At 35.6% G+C, this 24,591-nt stretch carries 16 protein-coding genes; all 16 read right to left on the reverse strand.

Annotated elements, in window-relative coordinates; all coding sequences use genetic code 11:
• Positions 1-112 precede the first annotated feature (112 nt).
• The 16 genes from CC92_RS0105870 to CC92_RS0105945 all read right to left on the reverse strand — a co-directional run bounded on the left by CC92_RS0105870 (position 113) and on the right by CC92_RS0105945 (position 24,574).
• Entirely contained in the window at positions 113-1,234 is a 1,122-nt protein-coding gene (locus CC92_RS0105870; protein WP_029503902.1) for a CobW family GTP-binding protein, read from the reverse strand.
• Between the two features lie 245 nt (positions 1,235-1,479).
• Positions 1,480-3,378 carry a glycerophosphodiester phosphodiesterase gene (locus CC92_RS21475; RefSeq protein ID WP_155998410.1) on the reverse strand — a complete coding sequence of 633 codons (1,899 nt, stop codon included), beginning with the start codon at positions 3,376-3,378 and terminating at the stop codon, positions 1,480-1,482.
• A 120-nt stretch (positions 3,379-3,498) separates the two neighbouring features.
• Positions 3,499-4,785 carry an MFS transporter gene (locus CC92_RS0105880; RefSeq protein WP_029503900.1) on the reverse strand — a complete coding sequence of 429 codons (1,287 nt, stop codon included), beginning with the start codon at positions 4,783-4,785 and terminating at the stop codon, positions 3,499-3,501.
• Between the two features lie 487 nt (positions 4,786-5,272).
• Positions 5,273-7,825: a DUF2298 domain-containing protein gene (locus CC92_RS0105885; RefSeq protein WP_051650809.1), complete on the reverse strand. Its 2,553-nt coding sequence runs from the start codon at positions 7,823-7,825 to the stop codon at positions 5,273-5,275.
• Positions 7,826-7,848: 23 nt separating this feature from the next.
• Positions 7,849-8,556, reverse strand: coding sequence for a glycosyltransferase family 2 protein (locus CC92_RS0105890; RefSeq protein WP_051650808.1), 708 nt, complete (start codon positions 8,554-8,556; stop codon positions 7,849-7,851).
• A gap of 89 nt (positions 8,557-8,645) precedes the next feature.
• The gene (gene glf, locus CC92_RS0105895) at positions 8,646-9,737 is read right to left on the reverse strand and encodes a UDP-galactopyranose mutase (protein ID WP_029503896.1); all 1,092 of its coding nucleotides are present in this window, start codon (positions 9,735-9,737) and stop codon (positions 8,646-8,648) included.
• Positions 9,738-9,754: 17 nt separating this feature from the next.
• Positions 9,755-11,851, reverse strand: a complete 2,097-nt coding sequence (locus tag CC92_RS0105900) for a hypothetical protein (protein ID WP_029503895.1) — start codon at positions 11,849-11,851, stop codon at positions 9,755-9,757.
• 11 nt (positions 11,852-11,862) lie between these two features.
• Complete coding sequence (locus CC92_RS21480) at positions 11,863-13,464, reverse strand: AAA family ATPase (protein WP_051650807.1); 1,602 nt, start codon at positions 13,462-13,464, stop codon at positions 11,863-11,865.
• A gap of 183 nt (positions 13,465-13,647) precedes the next feature.
• Entirely contained in the window at positions 13,648-15,684 is a 2,037-nt protein-coding gene (gene recG, locus CC92_RS0105910) for an ATP-dependent DNA helicase RecG (protein WP_029503893.1), read from the reverse strand.
• Between the two features lie 385 nt (positions 15,685-16,069).
• The gene (locus tag CC92_RS0105915; protein ID WP_029503891.1) at positions 16,070-17,131 is read right to left on the reverse strand and encodes a bifunctional glycosyltransferase family 2/GtrA family protein; all 1,062 of its coding nucleotides are present in this window, start codon (positions 17,129-17,131) and stop codon (positions 16,070-16,072) included.
• 100 nt (positions 17,132-17,231) lie between these two features.
• On the reverse strand, positions 17,232-17,675 hold the full coding sequence (locus CC92_RS0105920; RefSeq protein WP_029503890.1) for a 6-carboxytetrahydropterin synthase: 444 nt from the start codon (positions 17,673-17,675) through the stop codon (positions 17,232-17,234).
• A gap of 42 nt (positions 17,676-17,717) precedes the next feature.
• Positions 17,718-18,752 (reverse strand): hypothetical protein, encoded by a 1,035-nt coding sequence (locus CC92_RS0105925; RefSeq protein WP_029503889.1) that lies wholly within the window; start codon positions 18,750-18,752, stop codon positions 17,718-17,720.
• Between the two features lie 14 nt (positions 18,753-18,766).
• Positions 18,767-20,125 (reverse strand): TIGR03111 family XrtG-associated glycosyltransferase, encoded by a 1,359-nt coding sequence (locus CC92_RS0105930; RefSeq protein WP_029503888.1) that lies wholly within the window; start codon positions 20,123-20,125, stop codon positions 18,767-18,769.
• On the reverse strand, positions 20,097-20,708 hold the full coding sequence (xrtG, locus tag CC92_RS0105935) for an exosortase family protein XrtG (RefSeq protein ID WP_029503887.1): 612 nt from the start codon (positions 20,706-20,708) through the stop codon (positions 20,097-20,099). The genes CC92_RS0105930 and xrtG overlap by 29 nt, the downstream gene beginning before the upstream one ends.
• Before the next feature lies 1 nt (position 20,709).
• Entirely contained in the window at positions 20,710-21,438 is a 729-nt protein-coding gene (locus CC92_RS0105940) for a Firmicu-CTERM sorting domain-containing protein (protein WP_029503886.1), read from the reverse strand.
• Positions 21,428-24,574: a 6-pyruvoyl-tetrahydropterin synthase-related protein gene (locus CC92_RS0105945; RefSeq protein ID WP_029503885.1), complete on the reverse strand. Its 3,147-nt coding sequence runs from the start codon at positions 24,572-24,574 to the stop codon at positions 21,428-21,430. The genes CC92_RS0105940 and CC92_RS0105945 overlap by 11 nt, the downstream gene beginning before the upstream one ends.
• Positions 24,575-24,591 lie beyond the last annotated feature (17 nt).

A 24,591-nucleotide genomic window follows, 5' to 3' on the forward strand; every position in this document is an offset into this window, starting at 1 on the left:
GCTATTTTTATATCATTGTCTAGTTATATTCCAATATAAGTTTGTTCTTTCAACGAAGTAAGTTTCCCAACGAATTAGGAATAGAACTAACTTACATCATAAATTGATTTTATTAAGCTTGAAACAAATCACTAATCGCCTTTGTATCTAACTTACTGCCAATCACACAAATTCTTCCTGTATAATCTGCTCCACCACGGCGTACTTCAAATTCACCCGGAACTAAATCAAAATGGAACCATTCACCCTCAACGGATGGAACAATACCTTTCGCACGTAGAATAATTCCAAGATCCTCTGCTTCTGATAGAGTAGTAAGAACCTTCTTCAATTCTGCTTCCTCATACTGATGTGCTGTTTCTATACCCCAGCTTGTGAACACTTCCTCAGCATGATGATGGTGAACGTGGTCATGATCGTGTCCGCAACAGCCTTCATGATCGTGGTCGTGATCATGGTCGTGTCCGCAACAGCCTTCATGATCGTGGTCGTGATCATGATCGTGTCCGCAACAGCCTTCATGATCGTGATCGTGGTCATGGTCGTGTCCACAACAGCCTTCATGATCGTGGTCGTGATCATGAACATGTCCACAAGATTTGCAGACACCTGTCTCATTTAACATCGAATCCATCAAGTCATTCTGGTGTTCTATCGCGCTTAAAATCTGCTTCCCATCAATTTTATCCCATGAAGTAGTTACTATCGTAGCCTTTTGATTATGCTCTTTAATTAACGCAAGACTTGCTTCTAATTTTTCTTCCGTGATATCTCCGGTACGGCTAAGTATAATTGTTTTCGCTGTTTCAATCTGATCATTGAAAAACTCTCCGAAGTTTTTCATATACATCTTACACTTCTTAACATCAACGACTGCTGTGTAGCTATTTAATACAACATCATCAGATAAAACACCTGACACTGCTTTTAATACATCAGATAATTTACCTACACCAGATGGTTCAATAATAATACGATCTGGATGATAGGTAACAAGCACTTCTTTTAAAGCGGTACTAAAATCACCAACTAAGGAGCAACAAATACATCCTGAATTCATCTCCGTAATTTCTACGCCAGCCTCTTTTAGAAAGCCACCATCAATACCGATTTCACCAAACTCGTTTTCAATTAAAACAAGTTTCTCACCCTTTAAAGCTTCCTCTAATAATTTTTTAATTAAGGTTGTCTTACCTGCTCCGAGAAACCCTGATATTACATCTATTTTTGTCATAGTAATCCTCCGTTCTAGTGCTTACACACATTAATTTAAACAATAGCAACTTAGTACACGGCACAAAGTACCATCTATTTTCCTGCCTTATTAGTTTTCTGCCACTAATTATACTTCCGTTTATCAAGTATTTCAATGACACTAATAAGTGAAAATTATTATATTTTTATAATGTTTTTAGTATGTTTTATAAAAAATCAGCAACCAATACTTATACCAAATATGCGAATAGCGTACCCGCCTATTTATTTAAGCAAACTCTTGATAAACTCTTGAAACGTTGAATTAAGTCCTTCTCCATATACAATCTCACGAACACGAACTGGCTGATCTGTAATGATGTTATCTACCCCTAGCTGTTTCATTCGTTCAATCTCTGCAATCGAGTTCACTGTCCATGCATGTATTTCTTTACCATAACTATGAGCATATCGAATCATTTCCCTTGTGATAAAGCTTGATTTTACACTAAAAAAATCAGCATTTTCCCAATTGTAAAAATATCCATAAGCAAAGGACATAATGTATCCAGTTTTGATATCAGGATTGAGAGCTTTCACACGTCCTAAGGCACCATAATTTGCCGAACTTAAAACGCACTGTTCTTCCATACCATACTCTTCAATTAAACGGACAACCTCTTCTACAAGCTGCTTTTCATGGCTGTTTACCTTTAATTCAATATTTAACATAATTGAATTTTGACAAAGAAGTAAGACTTCCTCTAGTGTCGGTATCTTAGTTCCCTCAAATTCCTTACCAAATCGTTTTCCAGCATCAATTTTTTCTAATTCCTCAAATGTTAAGTTCCAAATATATTGGTTCTTTCCGGTCGTTCGCTTCAGATTTGAATCATGAAGCAACACAATCACTCCATCCTTCGTCTCCTGAACATCGATTTCCGCATAATCACTAAGGTTATCAATGGACGCTTGAATGGCTGGAATGGTATTCTCCGGTGCAACGGATGAAAAGCCACGGTGAGCTGTTATTGCTGTACCAAACAACGGTTCACGGTTTGTAAATATATTATTTTTAAAGTTTAGTCCAAAATACAATGCAACAAGTGCAAACGATAATCCACCCACAATAACTACAGTTCTCGTATACTTGCTTTTACGGATCCGAAACCAGATACTTCGATTTTCTAGAACCAGAGAATCTTCCACTTCTGAAATCTTTTCTTGCATTGCAAGTATTTGTGTTTCTCCTCTCATATCTGTTAACTTATATTGTAAGAATAACCTCGTTACTAGAGCACAGTTTACAATAATGGACAGAACTCCTGCAATTAGGGAAAAATACCGATTAATCTGATCAAAGGTTGTTAGGAAGACCGCTACCACAAGATTTTCACTTACCGTACGATAGATAATCATACCAGAAATAAATACTACTGCATAATACAGAGCAATGTAAAATAAACACAAAAGAGCATTGTAGCCAATCATCGATGAGGCAATCTTAGTGCCATGTCCTTTTAGAGTTTTACAGCTCATACGATAAGCCTCACGAAAGCTCATCTCATCAAAGCTACAGTAATGTAACACAAAAATTCCCCGATATAAAAAATATACTGCTATAACAAGTAATAAAAGTAAAGCAAACACAACCGCTTTATAATCAAGAATCGTATCCATAAAATAAGCAGGTATTCTCATCTGCATAATCATTCCCAATAAAAGAGGTAGGCTATACACAAAATAGTATAATAATGCATAAAAATTAAGTGCCCTGTTTCCTTTTCTTCTAATTAAACGCAGTGATTCCCATAAACCAGGGAAAAATACATGACTTATTCTAATCTTTCGAAACCTTAGACTACTATGATAGTATACGATTAACGACACCATTTCCACATAGATAAATACTGAAAACATAATGAGTAACAAAGCGATTGCAGCGATCGAGGCTGGTGATGCTATGTACGCAAACACATTCTCTAAGGTGAGATAACTATAGCCAGAAAGTTTTAATGTTCCTTTCATCAGTGCAATAACCAGAGGCACCATAACTATTAAAAAAATTGCTTTATAAATTAATTCAAATAATATTAATGCCTTTATATTCTTAAATTTACTTACCCAATTCTTTGATAACCATTGTTTCACTAATTCTTCCGTCTTCTTTCTTTCGTTTTCCATACCCACTTGCACCTACTACATCCTAAGTGTTCCTATCTATTTTGACACAAAAACAGAGATATTACAACACAAATATAGTGTTCGCAATATCTCTATAAATGAAACGATAATTATAAAACTTTAATCTTCGACATCGAAATTTTCCAACATCTTCTGCCTTTTTTCCGGTCTTGCATCTCCGTGCTTTACAAATAACATTGTAATAAACGATGCAGCGGAGAAGAAAACAGCATAAGGGAACAACGTGCGGTAGGATACAAATTCTAACAATGCACCAGATAAAATTGGAGTCAATATCTGAGCCGTCATAGAAAACGTATAGTAATAGCCAGTATATTTTCCAACATCGCAACCTTTGCTCATCTCAACAACCATTGGATAGGAATTTACACTAATTGCAGCCCACCCCATTCCAGTGATTGCAAAAACCACATTAATGAGTGGGGAATATTCTAAGAAGAAACACCCACACACATAGGAGAATGTTATCAAGCCAACACCAATTAGTATAGTCTTCTTTCTCCCTATCTTGCTCGCAATAATACCAATTGGTATATAGCATACAATTGCTGCCCCCATAGCAACCATAAGGCTACTCGTAAAGCCTCCAGTTCCAAGCTTCCAAACAACCTCCGTATATCTTGAAAAAGCGGTTGTAACCGCATTGTATGCGGTAAACCATAAGAAGATGGAAGCTACTAAGAAGAATAAACTTCTTTTCACTTCGGGTTTCATCGGTTCCTTCGCTTCTTCGATGGTTACTATAGATTCATCCTGGTTATAGTCAGCCACTTCTTCTCTCATCTTATTTTCACGAATCGTATTTAGTAATACAATAACAGCGATTATCATAATCAGTGCTACTGCTAAAAAGAGAGGTATGTAATTTGGTAGGTCATTTGGGTTACTGCTTTTCTTTACTAATACCTTAATCAGTAATAAGCTGACTAATCCACCAACTGCACCCATTAAATTAATAATAGCATTTGCCATACTACGAAGGGGCTTTGGTGTAAGATCCGGCATCAGTGCCACTGCAGGGGAACGATAGGTTCCCATGGATATAAGCACTAACCCAAGCGCTACGATAAAGACTACGAATTGTTTTTCTTGATCAGCAATTGGTATCATCATCATGAATATCGTTGATGCAATGGTGCCTACAATGATAAATGGTGTTCTTTTCCCTAGTCTGGTACTAGTCTGGTCAGACAGCATACCGAAAATAGGTAGCAAAAACAATGCAATTACGTTATCCATTGCCATAATCACACCAGTAACTGTTTCGCCTACTCCAAACGTATTCTTTAAGATTAACGGTATAATATTCTCGTAAAGCTGCCAAAAAGAAGAAATGGAAAGAAAGGCAAGACCTACAAAAAATGTACGCTTGTAATTTAATTTCATGGAACCCTCCCAATACATTTTGATGCTTGTATTATACCATAATCTACCGTTTACTTAAAGCAAAATGTAGGTATAATTCTAGTAAAATCTTGTATCGGAAATGAGATTCATCACTCTAGCTCCTACGTTATCAAGCTTAGGTATGCAAATCTTTCTGGTTGCTAAAATTATAGAATAATCTACTTCGAGAAATTAAAATCATAAGAAATCACAAGGTACTTACTAAGAATGAAGAGGTTTTTGCCAAATAAACGAGTTATCAGCTAGGGAGGAAAGCTCCTTTTACGTTAAAAGGAACAAGGGTGCATCGCTTCGTAGATGATTTCTAGAAGAAATTATCTTACATAGCGATGCACCCTTTCTATTCCTAAGTTAACGTTCCTCGCTTTTTAAACAAGGCATGAAGTCCCTACAAAATCACTACTTATCTGATTTAATCTGATAGATTTATTAACACTCTTTAATGCTTCCAAACTAAAATTTCTTCTTACTCAAGATTAACGCGTACAATAAATGTCTCATAATCTTTTCCTTGGTTAGCATCAATTGAGAAAACAATATCTCCTAAAGTTTTTAACAGTTCATGATTTTGTGTTCCAAACTTTTCAGCTTCTAATTTACCAACATAGATGTATTCTACTTGATATTCTCGTAATTTTTCCTTAATTGCATTCTCATCCAAGGAAGTATAGATTAGTTCCACTACCTTTTCTCGTTCCGCAACTTCTGGCGGTAATCCAATATCTGCTCCGGAGCGCCATAACCACTCATGAGTTCTCCAACCAAGTATTGTTGGTAAACCAGTGATAACAGAAACACGTTCATAAAACGTATAACTATCTCCATTTGCCTCAAGTACAACAGGCTGTCCTGTAATATTTTCATTCAGCCAATTTGTCGCCAAGAAGTCATCCGCATTCTCCTTTTCCATAAAGGCAGAGGCATCCAAACCTTTGTAATTTTGCGGTTTACGTATATCACCAAACCAGGAATTTATGGCTGTTACACTATAACCAGTAGTCCAAAGTAGTAAGAGCAAACCAATCACAGCAACAATCTTCCTCAAATAAGTTCTACCAAAACGAATAAAACGGACTAGGATATAACCAAAACACAGACCAAACATGATAAATCCTTGATAGGTTAATTTAAACATGGTATTGGCACGCTTATGACTAGGGTAGATGTCCTTCACATAGATAATCTCAGGGAGTATAATAAGACCCATTGCACATAGTGATAGGATAACAATAAACAAATCCGCAACCTGAAGACTTTCAATCCACTGGAAAAGTTTATTCTTCTCACCACCATAGGTTACCGTTGTTTCATAACTCATCATTAACTTCTGAAAGCGATTTCCAGCGAAGTTATGATATCTTGTTTGTTTTTCCTCTTTTTGCTCTAGCTTTAACCTCTTATAACTTGTTTTTTTATTGGTAATAAAGCCTTCCTTCTTCAAATCACGATATCTTGTAATAACATAATAACCGCAAATGATAAACGGAAATCCCCATAATACTAACATCTGATGAAACATTGATCTGGCTTCTGTAAAATAAATACTGGTAGAGATTTGGTCAAAACTCTCTGTGAACGGTTTACATACTACACTAGATATTAATATAATAATCACTGCTTGTGCTGCAGTTAATAGGACTGCTAGTCTCGAAAACTGATAAATCACCAAATTAGAAAAAAGGATTACCGCTCCCGCAACGACAAAATAGATTGGAAAATCCCAAAAATTTGTCATGTGGAATAGCCCAATGAAGAATCCCAGCAACAAGATGATTGGATGAAATGCTTCCTGCAAGAAATTTGGTTTTTGTATCGTTACTCCATATCGAAGATCATCCATTCTTTGCTTCCGATATAATAACCAGGCAAACAATAATCCTAAAACAGCAAGCACAAAGATAATATTAATTACGTGGGCATGAAGGTCCCCAAGGATAAACGAATAGGACGGAAATTCATGAATGGTCTGATCGGTTTCCACCACGGGGTCATAGCCAATATAACGGGTGGAACTTGGAAACCAATAGCTAGAAACTTCTTTCCCTGATATCTTTTCTATCCATGGTTTAATATGCTTGTAAATTGGATAGTGCATATTTCCAGCAAAGACAACTGCAAAACCTGATATCATACCAGATAAGGTACACCATAAACCTTTTAATTTACTCTTTGATAATGAAAAATGTTCTCTGCCAGTTTTTCTACGTCGAAGAGAATTATCCTGAAGGAAGGTTTTCATCACATTATACATAAGGGAATAACACTGCGTAAATGCGAAACCAGATAGCGTCATGAGCATGAGGTTATATCCATATTCTACACCGACACCACTAAGTTTTGATAAATAGGTGCCAAGGTATTGTCCTAGATAATAGTAATTAATTGGTTTCCCTGAAAACCAGGTATCAAGAGGTGGCATATATTCTGTTCTCATCATACTGGTCATAAATCCATAATCCATCATTTTTTCTGTACCATATGCCTCCGGTTTAAACCCTCTAGCATAACACCAGAATAAAAACATGACAAAGAACATGATTTCTATGGTTAGTATGGACTTCGCCTTATTTACATCGAATTGATACCAGTCATTTAAGCTACTCTTTCTCTCTTCTCCACGATTTTTTAAAAAATAGGCCAATCCTACAATCAAGAGATTCACAATAAAGCAAATTACTAGCGTAAGTATTGCATTCTCTCTCGTAAATTTTAACAAACGTAGAGAGGATAAATACCATAACACCCATCCCGCTATTGCGATGCCAATTGCTTTTGAAAAAATCCATCCACTATCATGAAAATTCTTAAATAATACTCCAATCAGAGGATAGAACGTAATGGTAATCGCAAGTAAAGTCAACCACCATGACAGAAAGGGAGTAAAATCCTCTTTCAGTAGTTTTTTACCTATAACAAATGCAATCAAAAATACTATGATTCGCATCGCATAAGGTATGATATTATTCGTAAAACAGGAGGATGATCCTGATTTACTCCCCTGTTTGTTCAATCCATTCATTCTATAGCACTCCTTTTACCTGCTTATTTAAGGCATTTGTTAATTTGAATAAAGTCCTTATAAGCCTTCTTACCAATCTTTACAATCTTTTTAAAATTAATCGAATTCACACCGCCTTGGCGTGGTCTAAATGTAATCGGCAGGTAAAGAACCGGCAACTTCTTCTTGGCATAAATCACCGATATTATAACGTTCGATAAATTAAAATTCTCTGGAACAAGTTTTAATTGTTCTTTTAATATATCTGCTTTCATCAAACGAAATGGCGTATTGGCATCTGTTACTTTTACATGGAAGCATACTCTACAAACAACTTTTAAAGTTTTTGTAACAAATACTCTGGATAATCCATCTTGTCTGCCTTTACGATGACCAATCACCATTGCATACTGCTCTCTTAATTTCCAAAAATCCCAGAATTCATCTGGTAAGGTTTGACCGTCAGAATCTGTTTGGAAAACATAATCTGCACCAGCCTTAATGGCATAATGATACCCATACAATACCGTAGCGCCGTGACCGCCATTTGGTTTTGTAATTGGCTCGAGGGCAGGAAGGTCTTTAGCTAACTTTTTCATCAGCTCATACGTATGATCTTTGCTGCCATCATCAATTACAACTAGCTTACTACCATTTCCTATTTTATCAACAACTGGATACCACTCTCTTACTACTTTCTCTATATTCTCTTCTTCGTTATATGCAGGAATTACGATGTATAGTTTATCCATTTGATCCCCTTCTCCATTCATGTTAACTTTTATTTTGACACACTTTATATCACAAAGTTTTCAGTACCTCTAATAAAAGTGCTCTATTATTATTTCTTCAAAGATTCAAATAAGTCTAATGCACTTCTTACGACCGCATCCATGTTATAATAACGATATTCTGCAAGTCTTCCTAAGAAATGTACCTTCGTTTCCTTCTTCATCTCTTCTTGATATAATGCAAATTGTTCTTTGCATTCTTTGGTTGGGAAAGGATAATAAGGTTCTCCCTCCGAGCATGGGAACTCCTTAAGTATCGTTGTCTTCTTATGTTCTTGCCATGTCATCTGTTTAAATTCAGTAATTCTTGTAAAGTCATAATCATTCGGATAGTTTACTACCGGAGCTTCTTGATACTTCTCACAATCCATCGTTTCGAATTTAAAATCTATACTTCGATAAGCTAGTTTTCCATGCTTATAATCATAGAAATAATCGGTAGGTCCAGTATAAATTAATAATTCATAGTCTAAGTCTTTTATAATCTCTTTATAATCCGTATTCAATAATATCTTTATCTTCTTATCTGCAATCATGTTCTCACACATCTTAGTATAACCATGCTTTGGCATACCTTGATAACGATCTGTAAAATATCTTGTATCACGGTTATAGCGAATTGGGATACGGCTAATCACGGAGGTATCAATTTCACCAGGGTCAATTCCCCATTGTTTCTTCGTATAGTTTTCAAAGAACTTCTCGTAGATGTCGACTCCTACCTTAGATAATGCCACATCTTTACTTGTTTTAATCTCATCGATTGCAACAGCTTGCTTCCTAATAAACTCTTCGACCTCTTCACAGGAAAGATTCAGATTATATAATTTGTTAATCGTTTCTACCGTAATCGGCATTGGAATTAAATTTCCATCCACATAGGTTAGTACTCTGTGCCAAAAATCATTCCACATTGTAAACTTACTTAAGTACTCGTAGACCCCCCTATCATTCGTGTGAAAGATATGTGGTCCGTAATTATGAATCAAGATACCATCTTCATTATAGGAATCATAGATATTTCCTCCAATATGGCCTCTCTTCTCAATCACTAATACCTCTTCCTGCCAACTTTCAGCAATACGCTGTGCAATGGTTAATCCTGCTAGTCCTGCACCAACTACTACATTCTTATATTTCATGAAGCTTCCTCTCTTTCCTATTGTACTATTTTTTGTGTAGTATCATATATCGTGGTATTCCATTCTCCTTCTCCATTGGTAAATACCGCTTGATAAGTATTTCTTATATTATCTTCATTTACTATATATAAATCAGATGTCCTTGCATCATAATCAACAATAATGAATCGAATCTTCTCCTGCTCTACCAACTGAACTAACTCTTCACTGGTGCCTGCTTCATACATTCTTGTTACCATCTCTTGTCTTCCATCGGTATCATAACCAGCTGACCAAGCAAAATATGGCCATCCAAGATATAGCATACCTCCTCCAAGAACAACCTGATTGAGAGCATAATACGGTGATAATATGGTATCCTTTGCTGACGTATTATCCATCACCCATTCAGTTACCTTGTCTTTCATATTAAGAACCACATAATTACTTCCACTATTCTTCTTTAAAACAACCAAATACTCATAAAAGCCAGTACAGGTTAACATGATGACTAAAATTCCACTGACAAATCTAAGGAAAAAACTACGATTCTCAAATAACTTAACAATAAAAATAGCAACAAATATTCCAAGTAACATCAGTGACATCATAATATACTTATGATTTACCGTAACATCAATGGTAAGTGACATAGTAAATGCAAAGATAAATGGTGCCAAAAATGCGAATAACACCCATCTCCTCGTCCCCTTTAAGGTAAGGAACGATAACAGAAGAATTGGGAATAAGATACCAGTCAACCTTTTTATATAATCAAGAGTGCCAAAAAAGGTAGGATTTTCTGCAATAAAGCCGAATAAAAAATTGGTTTCAATTGGAGAACCAGAAATAAATACCGTGGACTGTATTACAGATAATACTGTCGCAATTACAGCCGTTATCAAAAGTTCTAATCTACGATCTGATACAATTGCAAGTACAAACAATACTAATAAAACTCCAATGGTAACCGCACCATTCCAAAAGGACAATGCACCAATTAAGAGTCCTGACATAATCGCTAACTTTATGTCCTTTACTTTCCAGCCTTCCCAGTTTAATAATGAAAGTTTTGTAAATGTTATTATCTTATGACAGAGTGACGTAAAACTTGTTTTCTCTTGTTTTTTATTCGAAAAAACCATCATCCCCTGCGAGACACGATATAAGCCCTCATAGGCAAGCGGTATAAATAATAATAACATAAGTAACATAATAGGAAGTGTGAACGCAAGATGTCTTTGATTACAGTATACGTTCAAATTCCATAATCCCCAATCTTCATGAGTTGTATAAGAAAAGAATTGGGAATTTGCTTTTAAAGCTTCCACAATACCTGTACCTTTTGGTAACTCAGATAAATAGGTGAATAAGCTAGGTGAGCTTCGAAATGCGAAAAATAGGCAGCTTAAGAATCCTATAGCTCGTTTTCCTCCAAGTTTACATCCCAAAACATACAGTAAACTAAAGGTACTAATCATACCGATTGCACTTGGTATATTAAAAGCATAATCCAATCGCATACCTAAAAATTCTAAGTTTCCAACGAAAAACTGAAACATAAAGTGATACCGAATATCACTTCCTGCAAAGTGAGAATAATTTGTCGGAAAATTATTACCATGAGAAAATGAACGAACCATTCCAATATGTGGTGAAAAGTCACTAAAAACGGAATTTCCGACATATAACTGTCCATGTGCTACAAATAAGGTTCGCCACATCAATTGTATTGACAAAAACGCCACTAAACTTAAGAAAATCCACTCAGAGGTTGTTAATTTATGTTTCCTCTCTGATAAAGAGCTTTCTGCCATTTTAAGAACTCTTTTAGACCAAAATTTTTGTATTAAGTATAACATAGATACCACGAAACAGATTGACATTGTGATACCATTTGCCAAAATTAATGGTTGCGTTTTATTTCTAAAAAAAAGCGCTAATATATAGACGAGCCAAGTTACCAAAATGGTTCCAGAAATAAACCAAGCTGGTAGTAAAACAAAATACTTATTTATCTCCAGCGGATTGCCACGAAAGGACTTTGTTGTTATCTCCTTTAATTTTGGAAATGCAAAGGTGCATATCATACTCCCTGTGACAAAACATATAATCAGATATAGTACTGCAATCAATGGGTATCCTCCTATCTTTCCTCTTTTAGGAGCGTTATCACATCATGTTGAACAATCATGGATAATTGCTCTAAAGTTGGAGATTCGTATGTAATAACGCGATTCGCCTGATTCACTACAAGCTTTTCAAACACATTCCGAATTCCTCTTGCGTTCCCAAATTCTTTCTTTTGATCTGCTTGCAATTTACCCAAATAGGTATCCATTGTCTGCATCGCATCATCTTCTATCATAAATCCGCTTTTTTGTGCCATTGCATCGAGTATGGATAATAATTCTTCCTTCGTATAATCCGGAAATTCTATAAACTTATTAAAACGGGAAACCAGTCCAGTATTTGATCGCAAAAATTGCTTCATCTCGTCCGTGTAGCCTGCAGCAATCACAACTAAATTATCACGATGATCTTCCATTAGTTTTACAAGCGTATCAATCGCTTCTCCACCAAAATCATTTGAGCCAATATTTTGCGTCAGTGCATAAGCTTCGTCAATAAATAAGACACCACCGATCGCTCTCTCAACTACCTCTGTCACCTTTAGCGCTGTTTGTCCAACATATCCTGCCACTAACCCGGCACGATCCGTCTCCACTAAGTCACCTTTCGATAATATCCCTAGCTCTTTATAAATTCTTGCTACTAAACGTGCAACAGTGGTTTTTCCAGTCCCAGGGCTACCAGAAAAAACCATGTGATAAGACATCTCAAGCTGCGGCAAATGGTATTTTTCTCGTAACCTTTTTACTTTAATAAGATTGATTAAGGACGTAATCTCTTTTTTTACCTCAGTGAGTCCAATTAACTCCTCTAGTTCTCTTAATAAATTGTTAAGTTCCTCATCATTCTTTTTTTCAAAAGTTTCTTCCACACTCGTTACATCACTCGTAGTTTCTTCTTTTTTCATTGGGTATGGTGAAGTTTCAAGCGGCAATTCTTTTAGATCATAATTGATATTCTGCTTATCTTTATAATATAAACTAATTTTTAAATAATCCCCAAAGGACTCACCCGCATCTAATAATCTCTTTGTACTCGATTCTAAATCACCAACACAAACCTTTTTAAACAAATAGCGTTCATCCACTATCGTTGTTGTATAATCAACACCTCGTAAAAAAACGCTAACACTGGAACAATATGCTTGCAGACAGCGCATATAAACTGCGGTTTCTACCGCACTAAGATACGCCATAACCAATAAGATATTAATAATTGCATCAAAAAACAAACCAAGCAAACCGGTGTTTTTCTTGGTATCTCGCAATCCAAATAATTGCAGTAGAATCGGAGGTGATTGATAAAATTTTTCTGCATCTATTCTTGCCTGTTCCTTGACCCCATCCGATAACGAAACCTCAAACGGATTGGTTTGTGTTAAACTTGCAAGTAAGAACATTTGATTTTCTTGTAAGGATGTTCGAAGTACATAAGCCACATGAATAAGACAGGACGAAAGATAAAGATCTAGGATTTCATAAATTGATTGATTAAGGTAACTCTGCGGTTGCTCCCAGTACCCTTCTTCTTCTAAAATAGAGCAGTATTTCACTAGAATATTATAGTTATTCTGTGCGATAAGATATAGTTTTTTCTCTGAAATATTCTGCTGCATGGTAATCTCCAATCCCGATGATATCATTGCTGAAGAGTTTATTAGAATTTTCACAAGTACGAGCATAATTTCGCACAATTCTCCCCTAAACTCTTTTATTATACTACACTACAAATGGAAAGGAAAGGGGAGAATAACGACACTCCTCTCCTCTCAAATAATCAATCGTTAGAAAAAAACTGGTTACAGGGTGCCCACTGCTAGTCGTTCAAACTTATCCAAAAGAGCGGGATAATTGTTACATAAGCTAAGGTATTCTTCCGCAGTTAAATGTTTTGCAGTTTCATTAGCTGCCTTTAAAATCGAAGCATCCTGATAAATGTCGCCAATCTTAAACTCCAAGTCACCGCTTTGCCTAATACCAAACAAATCACCTGGTCCTCGTAGCTTTAAGTCTTCACTTGCTATAAAAAAACCATCATTCGATTTATTTAATATTTCAAGACGTTCCATTGTCTCCTTACCGCTAGATCCACTTACTAAGATACAGTAGGACTGATGAGACCCTCTTCCAACACGCCCACGAAGCTGATGAAGCTGCGCTAGTCCAAATCGCTCCGCATTTTCTATCATCATAACGGTAGAGTTCGGTACATTAACGCCAACCTCGACAACGGTTGTAGAGACTAAAATAGAGATTTCACCTGAGGCAAATCGCTCCATAATATCGTCCTTTTCCTTGGGTTTCATCTTGCCATGAAGATATTCGATTCCATTAACATAAGGCAAGGCTTCTTTTAGTTTCTCGGTATATTCTACCACATTTTCGGCTTCTATGGTTTCACTTTCTTCTACCATCGGACAGATGACATAGGCTTGTCTACCTTCCGAAATCTGCTTTCCGATAAAACGATATGCAGTTTCTCGGTAATTGGTATCTACTACACAATTCTTTATCGGTAAACGATTTGCTGGTAATTCATCCACCACAGAAATATCAAGGTCTCCATATAGGATTATTGCAAGTGTTCGTGGAATTGGAGTTGCACTCATAACTAGCACATGAGGATTATCTCCTTTATTTAATAAACTCTCTCTTTGTTTTACCCCAAAACGATGCTGTTCATCTGTAATTACCAAAGCAAGCTTATCGTAAGTTACCTTTTCTTGTATCAAAGCGTGTGTTCCAACAATGATATCAACTTCATGATTTTCTATTCGCTGATACGCACTTCGTTTCTGTGCCGCTGTCATAGATCCTACTAACAGTTCAATCTTTAAATCAAACCTTGACAAACTCGATTGAAGAGCCTCCAAATGCTGTTTTGCTAAAACTTCTGTTGGCACCATAAAGCAGCCTTGGTAACCATTCTTTGCTACAAGTAACAAGGCTAACACAGCTAGTATGGTCTTACCAGAACCAACATCTCCTTGAATCAAACGATTCATCGAGGTACTACTATGAAGATCTTTCTTTACCTCTTCCCAAACCTTCTTTTGTGCATTCGTTAATTCATACGGAAGGCTAGCGATTAATTCTGATATCTCTTGCTGTTCTTTGATTATAAATCCATTTAAGACACTACCTTTATTCTCTCGTATTCTTTGTAGTAACACAGTATATAAAAAGAATTCATCAAAGACTAAACGCCTTCTAGCCTCTAGCATTGTCTCTCTTGCTTTTGGAAAATGAATTTCTCTGATAGCAGCCTTTCTTGATATTAAGTTTTGTTCTTTTAAAATAGATTTTGGTAAAAACTCCCCAAAATCATCCATCTGACTTAATACAACATTCACTGCTTTTGAGACCGCATGATTAGTTAAACCTTCTGTTAATGAATAAACTGGCTGCATTACATTTAGTAATACTCGATATTCCTCCTGCTTATAAATCTTCGGCTGTTGTATCACCAAAGAACCATTCTTTCTAGTAACTTTACCACGGAATATAAACCTTGCACCCATGCGCAATGTATTCTTTAAAAAAGGTTGATTAAACCAAGTCAGTTTTATCATTCCGGATGGGTCACGTACCATACAGGTAATAATCTGAAGATTTCTTATCTTTTTAACTTCTGCAATCGTAGCAATTCCTGCCTCTATCGATATCGTAGTACCTTCTATCGCACTACTGATTGGTTTTGGCATCTCATAAACCTCATACCCACGAGGGTAGTGCTCCAATAAATCATTCACGCTAAACAGCGATAGTTTATGAAATTTTTGCTCGGTTTTTTCCCCTATTCCCTTAATTTTCCCCAAGGAATCTGTCAACTGCATCGCATGAACCCTTTCTTTCTAAAACTTTTATACAAAAATACTACCATAGTTAACCTCTAGTTACAAGCATCTTTCCCAATTCATAAGTTGGTAACTTTCCCAATTCATAAGTTGGTAAGTGTATCCATTGTTAGTATTTAGTAATTAAGGTAACACCCCTTCCCTCCTTCCTATATGCCCATATTTTTATCAAGCACTGCTTTATCTTATAAAAAAACCTCCAAGCGTTAAGTTAATATAACTGCACTTGGAGGTAGCTACTATCTCTCTATTTTTTATAACCAAGTAAACCTTAAACGTTTTACTTTTGAAATAACCTGATTATTCATCCTTTTTGAGAAGTCTTTCGTCTTTAAATTTTATTTCGTTTTTATACTCATTCCCTTTAAATGCTCTTTCTTTTCTTAAATACCCATTCTCTTTGAATTTGAAAACTAAGGAAGAATAAAATAACATCCACTAGGATTTTAATCCCTGTTTCATTCCAATGGAACAAACGGTACAAAGCATATACTCCTACTCCTGACAGAATTGTCTGTATAACACATAAGATATAATACTTTGCCAGAGTAGCGATATTTTTCTCCTTTAAACGAAACACTCTTCTTTTATTCATGTTGTAATTATAGAGGGAGGATAATATTCTCGCAAACACTGTGGCAATGATGATGTAGCTGTCTGGATAATGACGTTTTAATAAGTGATAAGCCACGGTAAAAAGTACGATATCCACTACAAACGAAGAGAAAGACGCTACGATAAACTTTAAGAAAACAGAATAAATCTTTAGGGAATCAAATACAGGATTAAAATGAGAAGAAGCATTCTCTTCAATATAAACCGTTTCGATAGGAATTTCTTCAATGAAAACATCATTCTCTTTGGCATAAAGAAGCATATTCATCTCATACTCAAATCTCTCGCCTTTAACCGTTAATAGACTTTTCATCAGTTCTCGTCCAAACCCTCGAAGTCCAGTCTGTGTATCAGAAATTCTCATACCACAAAGGATCGATAATACTTTTGCAGTGAAAACATTGCCAAATTTACTGCGAAATGGAATGCCCTCCTTAGAAAAACTCCGACATCCAAGGGTAAGTTGATTCGGATGTTCTATTACTTCTTCTGATAATGCTAAGATATCTTTAATTTTATGCTGTCCATCAGAATCTACAGTGACAGCACCAAAGGCATTACTTTCTGTTATTAGGTAGTTCAGTGCCGTTTTAATTGCTCGTCCCTTTCCTAAGTTCACACCATGGGTAAGAACCTTGCATCCAAAGTCTTCACCCGCAATTTTATAAAGTCCTACATACTCGTCACTGCTTCCATCATTCACAATCACGATATTTTGAAAACCTTCTCTTTTTAAATCTTTAATCAAAGAAATCATTTTCATGTCTGGTTCTAATGAAGGAATAATAATCCATATTTTCTCTTGAAACATAACTGCCAAGCCTCCCAATCACTCCTCATCTATTACCATGCCTACTCTGTTGTTGCGATGTTCCCTCTATTGTTGTAGTATTCCTTGCCTCGATGCTTACTCATTGGCTTTTATGTTTTCTGCTCTCCTCTAGAATTCGCATTGCTATATTTTTTCGTTCCGCTTCTTCTTCTATAGGATTATCCAAAGTGCTTATGATATAAGATCTGGTCGGCGTCTCACTAATTTCTATCGTAAATATGACCCAATTCAGTGGATCTAGAATCTTTTGCAACTCTGAAAGAAAGAAATGCGCTATATTTTCAAGTGTTGGATTTAACGTGGTAAATGGTTCATAATCGTTGATATACTTCTCTTGAAATTTTCCAAGAAATTCTTCGATTCTTTTTTCCACCTCGGTAAACATCATAAACACTTCATTTTTATTAATAGCATAAATAGAAATCTCCCAAGTATGAGGATGGCGGTTTCCCAATTTGCCATCCAAATAGATGGAATGGCTTGCGTTCAAGTAAAAATTATACTTGTATTGACTATATCTCATATTTCCTCCAATCTGGATTTTTCTACTCTTAAGTAATACGGACTAGGAGAGAGGAAATTCTTTGTCATCTAAATACCTGGCAATAATTTTAAGATCCTCCACCTTTTCCTGACACTGTTCTTTATACTTACTAAGAAACAACTCAATGAAACTTCGAATGCTCTCTTCTTCCCCATGAAAGGAAAGCACCCTAAATATATTATCTTCCCAATAACACGCAACACTGTTATTTAGCTTGATCCTATCTAGGATAATGGAAACACCAACAAAATGCTCCATCTTTAGGTTTTCAATCATAAATTCTATCTGTACACAATTCTCTTTTTCTTCAGCCGTTAAATGCTTTATCACTTCTTCTACGATATTCCTTGGATAGAAAGAATACAGTCCCTCCTGACCTGGTATCACGTATCTGTCGCTCTTATCCGATTCTAATTTTTCAATCAGTATCCGATCATTGATTGCCTTTGCATTTAAGGCTTCAATTGTCCGTTTATCCTCTCTCATTGTATAAAATGCTAATACGGTAGTAATGACTTGTATTATTATATACAATAAAAAATAGACCATCGTATACATAGCGATATTATCTAGATTTATTTGTTTGATAAAATAATTTTCCTTGGTACAAATCAATAAATAATAGCTGTTGTTATTTAGTTTTAACTGCATATCCGCTATCAGATATTTTGTAGTTTCCTGTTTTGAAGCAAATTCTTGTTCTATTAAATCTTGAAGTGTTTGTCCTTTTAAAGATTCCGTTGTATTTTCATCCTTTATAAAAAGAACTTCATTTCCTTTTGTGAAGATACAATAATAACTGGATGATGTAGGAAAATCTGTCTTTATAATATCCGAAACCACATCTTCTATATTTTTTTCACTATACTTCTTTTCAAGAAGTGCTCGTTCTAATATCGATTTAATTAAATTTTTCTGGTTATTGATATAAACCTGCTTGTTTACAGTTATCGTATTATTAATTTCTAAATTGATTAGTACGAGCAGTAAAATCCCTAATGCGATATTAGCCATTATAATTACACTTTGAAATTTCGCGTTTTTAATTCGTCCCATCTACATCACCTATATCATTTTCCAGTTGTAATACATTGTCTAATTTTATTCACGACAACTCCTATCATCTTAAAATCATTTTTCATTATTTGCTTGCAGGTTCCACATTCCTCTTGAAATGACTTTGTTTTCCACTGACTTTGTATCTTAATACTATTTATGATACCAGCCATACGAAACCAATACACAATAAAGTTGAATATCGGAAGGCAAAATATCAAGATGAATTTCCTAGCATAAAAGCGACGTAATCTCCCATCCCACTTTAAATAGCTACAGATATTAAGGTAGGATAAAAACGACGAAATACAGTATAGAAAATATATTAATACAACAGAACGGATAATAAAGGAAAAAGGATAATTCATAAAGGTAAGACATATTAAAGCAAAGTACCATATCATACGTGGAAATGCAAAGGTATGATCGTATAACAATAATTTTGTCATAAAGTTCATGGAAAACTTTCTTTTATCTGGAAACATATGTGCTACCTCTAGTTCCCCTCTTTGCCAACGTTGCCTTTGTACATATAAGGTATCCATGCTTTCTATAGGTTCCACAAAAAAGATTGCATTTTCACAAATATCAATTCTTTTTTTCAACAATCTTCTAACTTGGAATGTAATGTGAGTATCTTCACAAACCGTTTCTGTATTATATAATTGTGTTTTAAGAATGGTAGATTTACGAAAAGCAGAGAAAGCACCAGACATAGTAAATATATTATTCCACTCTGCCTCAAAATTCCTACCAGCTAAAAAAGCTTGTGCATATTCAAAAAATTCTATTTTTTGCATCAATCGCTTTGTAAACTTTAGTGTGTTATCAATACTGTCTGGATTTGTTAAAATCGTCCCTGTCATGCAGTGGATATTAGAATGAGCTTCAAATCGTTTTATAAGATTAGAAAGCGCATTTGCATGAAGGATTCCATCGCTATCAATATGAATAATATATTTTCCTTTGCTGTTAAACAGCGCCATATTTAAGGCTTTTGACTTCCCTTGCTTTGAATTCATCCACTTCATGTTAATCTCTGGATGTTCCTCTTGGTATCTCTTATATATATCAAAGCTATGATCCTTGCTTCCATTATTCACTAATAAAATGCCAATCTTATCAATAGGATAATCCGATTCCACGATAGAGTTGATACACATCTCTAAGGTATCTGCTGAATTATAAACCGGAATGATAATTGAAATCTCTGGATTATATAACAATTCAGGATCAGCACTGTATTTTAGCCTCTTTCGTAACAATACAAGAAAACCAAAGAAGGAAGGAATAATCTCCATGATAAGAGGAATGATAATCCACGCCGACCAAAACACAATCTGACTAGACATCTTTTCCAGTATGTTCAGCATAACGGAAACCTCCTATCTTTTGTTTTATGATCTGCTGTTTTGTAAACACAATATAGTATAAGGCGATCGATAATGCATAAAATATCAATCTTCCTATAATCGTATGTGCGATATAATAGGAACCACTACCAAATTGATATACGATAGCACATATCGTAAGAATACGAATGACATTAAAAAAGAAGATACTGATACATCCAATCAATGCTACAATAATCCTCTGGCCCACTTCATACACTTGGTAAAATGCTAACATGGATACAAAAGCCATCATTTCAATAACTCCAGAACACTCATAATCAATATAAAGAGACACGGAAGAGATGACCTTCATCTGTGGAATAAAGATGATATTGTATTCATAATAAGCTTCGCAGATGGACAACCTTGAGCCTATCATTCCTACTACGGTTGCTACCAGTTGCTTTAGCGCTTCTGTCACTCTAGGTTGCACAAAAATACACATAACAATAAAGAGACCTACACTACCCCAGATAAATTGAAAGTAATGTAATTTACCTCTACGGAAAACAGTGAGTATATATATCCAAACAATAACACCCACGATTACCAACCAATTCATCTTAAGCTATCCTCTTTCTTCTTCTAACAATGTACACACCTGCTACTGTGATCACGCATAATGCAATCCCAATAACGGCTCCTGTGGAAGTACCCATAAGTTGTATGGTTTCTTTCCCTAGGTTTGGTAAGTATAGTGATATGATTGCGCCATTATTTACAGAGCCATGCGGTAAGCCCATTACCTGCTCCAGTTTATCGATACTAACGCGAATCTCCATCCGATCATTTGGATTCCCATCGGATACTGTGATAACCGCATCTCCCAAAGAGTAGTTTGGATAATAAGTAAATGGATACAATCCATAATTAATACCATTTTGCAAATTTACTGGATTTGACCAATCCGTCGTCCCCTGGGCATTCGCATGTGCAATATACATCTCACAGGTTCTTCCATTTATACTTAAATTAATAGCATAAAGCGGCATATGATGATCCGCATAGGTTTCGTGTAGTTTCACATAAATATAAATGTAATCCTCATCTTTGATCAACGATACATCATGGATGGTCTTTCCATTGTGTGATCCATAAGTAATATGAGAAATCGGCTTGTCCTCCCAATCATCATAATATCCGTCAATGGAAATCATACCCGCCTTTCCTAAGGAAAATCCAGCACTTAACGTATCTTTCGCATAGACCTTCGTAGCAGAAAAATTACCGGATACGGTAAACAGTAATATGGCAATCAGGCATATCGCCTTAATAAAACCTTTATTCTTCATCCGCTACTCCTCCTTTCTTGATCGTTCTTTGTAGATTCCAATACAGAGCTAACATTAGGAATACGCCCAATGAGCTCACCATTAGACCTTTGGTTAGGTGCGGGTATTTCATCTTAATAACTGTAGTACCCTTATCTACCACAAGCAGTCCATGATCTGCAGTATAATACTGCTCACTTTCAAATATATCGATATGAGCCAATGTTGTATTAACATTGTCATATTCTGATTGAATCATTACTTGGTTTATTTCTTTTTCCACAGTAATCGGTACCAACTCTCTGGTTGGAACTTGCTTACCATCCATTGAGAAAATGTGATCTACTAAACTTCCAATTACTGAATCATTGGTTATTTCTAGATAATAGATTAAATTTAGACCGATAAAATTGATATTGTCATTACCCGAAGTCCCGATATAAGGTAGTTCTTTATCCGCCATATTACAAAAACCTTCCACGTTATCTAACCCATCGAGATATACTGTGTTCCACTGACTTAACTCCTCTGGAAATTCTAAGCTGGTGTAGGTCTCTTTGAAATAATAAAACATAGGATACGTATCCTGAAAAGATATCGTTCTAGCAGTCACACCTAAAAACTCCATCTGTTTCTTCGCTTTATTTTCCGGCAAGCTTCCCATATCAATATAAATTTTAACACCAGCCTGCGCTAGTTTAAGTAACATTTCTTCTGCTTTTTCTTTCTCGGTATAAGTAAAACCTGAAAGATAGATATTTTTATATTTCATCAGTTCTTCAAAAGTATAAGCATTTAGGTTATCCGTTAGTGATTCTTTAAAACTTGGGTAAATTCTTGTAATACTGTCTGCGGATGCTCCAATTGCAATATTCTCATATTCCGAAATCACACCAAAACTATCTATCGTATTTTTATGAAAAAGTAAAGTCTCCTTGGTAGATTCTATCAAATTAAACCCAAGAAGATTTGCTGCTTCTTTTAACCTCTCTACATCATTTATTCCACGCTTTAACGAGGATACCGGAACTAATACGGTATCGTTACCAAGCTCGATCGCACGGTCAAAGAGATAGGTATACCATCCATTTTCCACGGAACTATTTAATGCAACAATATTCGAGGCAGTATTTGCCCCTTCCCATCCAGCACCAAAGGTATAATCGACTCGTTTACCAACACCAGCGATATAATAAGGAGCAAAGGAACCATAAGTACTAAGATCTAGCAGAGCCATTCTTTGTTTTGTTAATTCTTTTGCTTTGGTGATTAATGTTCTCTCTGCTCTTTCTTCCAGTTCTTTTTCTGCATCGAAAATTCTGTCCTCCTTCGCAAAATATACATGCTGATAAGAAGGTACGCAGTCTAAGATAAGTAGGGCACAAATTAAGATAACAACCCATTTTTTTAGCTGTCGCCACATAAAAAAGGAAACCAAAGCTAAGGCAAGAACTGCTGGAATAAAACGTATCATCCACATAAATTGACTAAAAGGAAGCTTAACAAATAAGTGATACACAGATTTCGTAGTACATAAAAATATGATAACAACGGTAAGAAAACCCGCCCTTACCTTCTTGGTGCCTAACATTACACCTAACACACAAACAAGAAAGACAGACAAACCAAAATAAAAAGATAAGATGTCACCACTTAAACGTAAAAACGGATTTAATGACTTGAAACCACTTTGGAAAAAATATTGCATTACCTGATTTGTACTTTTACCACTGGAAGCAGCACCTCCGATTAAAGAAGGTACCACCCATACTCCAACAATCATAATACCAGAGATACACGAACCTATACTGTACAATTCCCACTTTACAGATCGATTTGCAAGTCCATGAATGAATAAGAAAATTGCTACAGTAGCAATCAACATTAATACCATACCCATGTGACATAGTGTAATTAGGCTTGTAACTACAGCAAGCGGTATAAAACTTTTCTTGTTTTTTTCCTCTACTAATCTCCATAGAAAATAGAAAAAGAATGGAAAAAGCGCATTAATAAGACCTCTTGGTAGATTTCCCTCTTGGACTACAACTCGTATATTTTCAGGAAAGTAAAACCACATGAGTCCAAGAATCGTAGCAAGACCAATCCTCTTATAACGATAACCAAATAGAAGCCAACCACATCCACCTATCACAATCAACGCACCGAGATACAAAATATAGGCATCCAGTACACTGCTTCCGATCAACCACTCAAGTCCAGCAATCACATACAGCGGAAGCGGCCCCCAGTATCTCATAATTTCAACACCGTTATACCAACTTCCATCATACAACGGATACCAGTTTCCTACCTTGATATTTTCTAATATTAAGTCAGCTCGGTACAGATGACATAAGGTATCCGAACCCTGTGGATATCTACCACTTATCTTAACTGAGTACATCGTAATACACGCAAATGTTACCAGCGCTACTACAGCTAACACCAGTTTTACTAGATGAGGTAACCTGAATTTTGAGTTTTTCTCATCTTCTTGTACATGAGGAACATGGATTCTATCCTTATTTTCTTCCTTAGAATCTATTGCTTCTTTCGTATTCGTATCCTCTGTATTATCATAACTTACTAAATTAACTTTTCCGTCCGTATCATCAAGTATAGTAATATCTTTCTCATCAACCGTACTTTCTTCCTCGTTTATCTTTGGTTCTATCGCAGCAGCAGCTTCTTGCTCGTAATCTTCTAAGGCGTCCTCTTGACTCTTTCTATTTAAGTCAATGAAGGAAACACAATCTAATGGAATGCCTGTCACCCTATTTACGCTTTTATCCAAAAGATATTTTGAAACAGAATAAGAACGAATCGGATTTTCTTCAATATCAAGACGAATCAGTTCATACTCCTCATTCTCAATCAACTCGCATAAATGATCATAAAAAGTGTCTCCCATGGACTCTATGGAGGTTTCTTTTCCATTAAAAATTTCAAATTCATGCAGAGGCCTGTTTCTATATTTTTGTAACCATTCATTTACCACATTTTCTAAATTATAATTTTCATCCACTTGCTTGTTAATGCTATTAACATAAAGCGTTATCGTAAAATTATGAAAATGGGTATCCGTTCCACCATAGGACATGTTCGAATGTGCTGCATACAAATTAAATTTGTATTTATATCCATGAAAAGCCATTGAAATCACATGCCTCT

This window comes from Lachnoclostridium phytofermentans (genome assembly GCF_000733755.1).
GTDB lineage: Bacteria > Bacillota > Clostridia > Lachnospirales > Lachnospiraceae > Lachnoclostridium > Lachnoclostridium phytofermentans_A.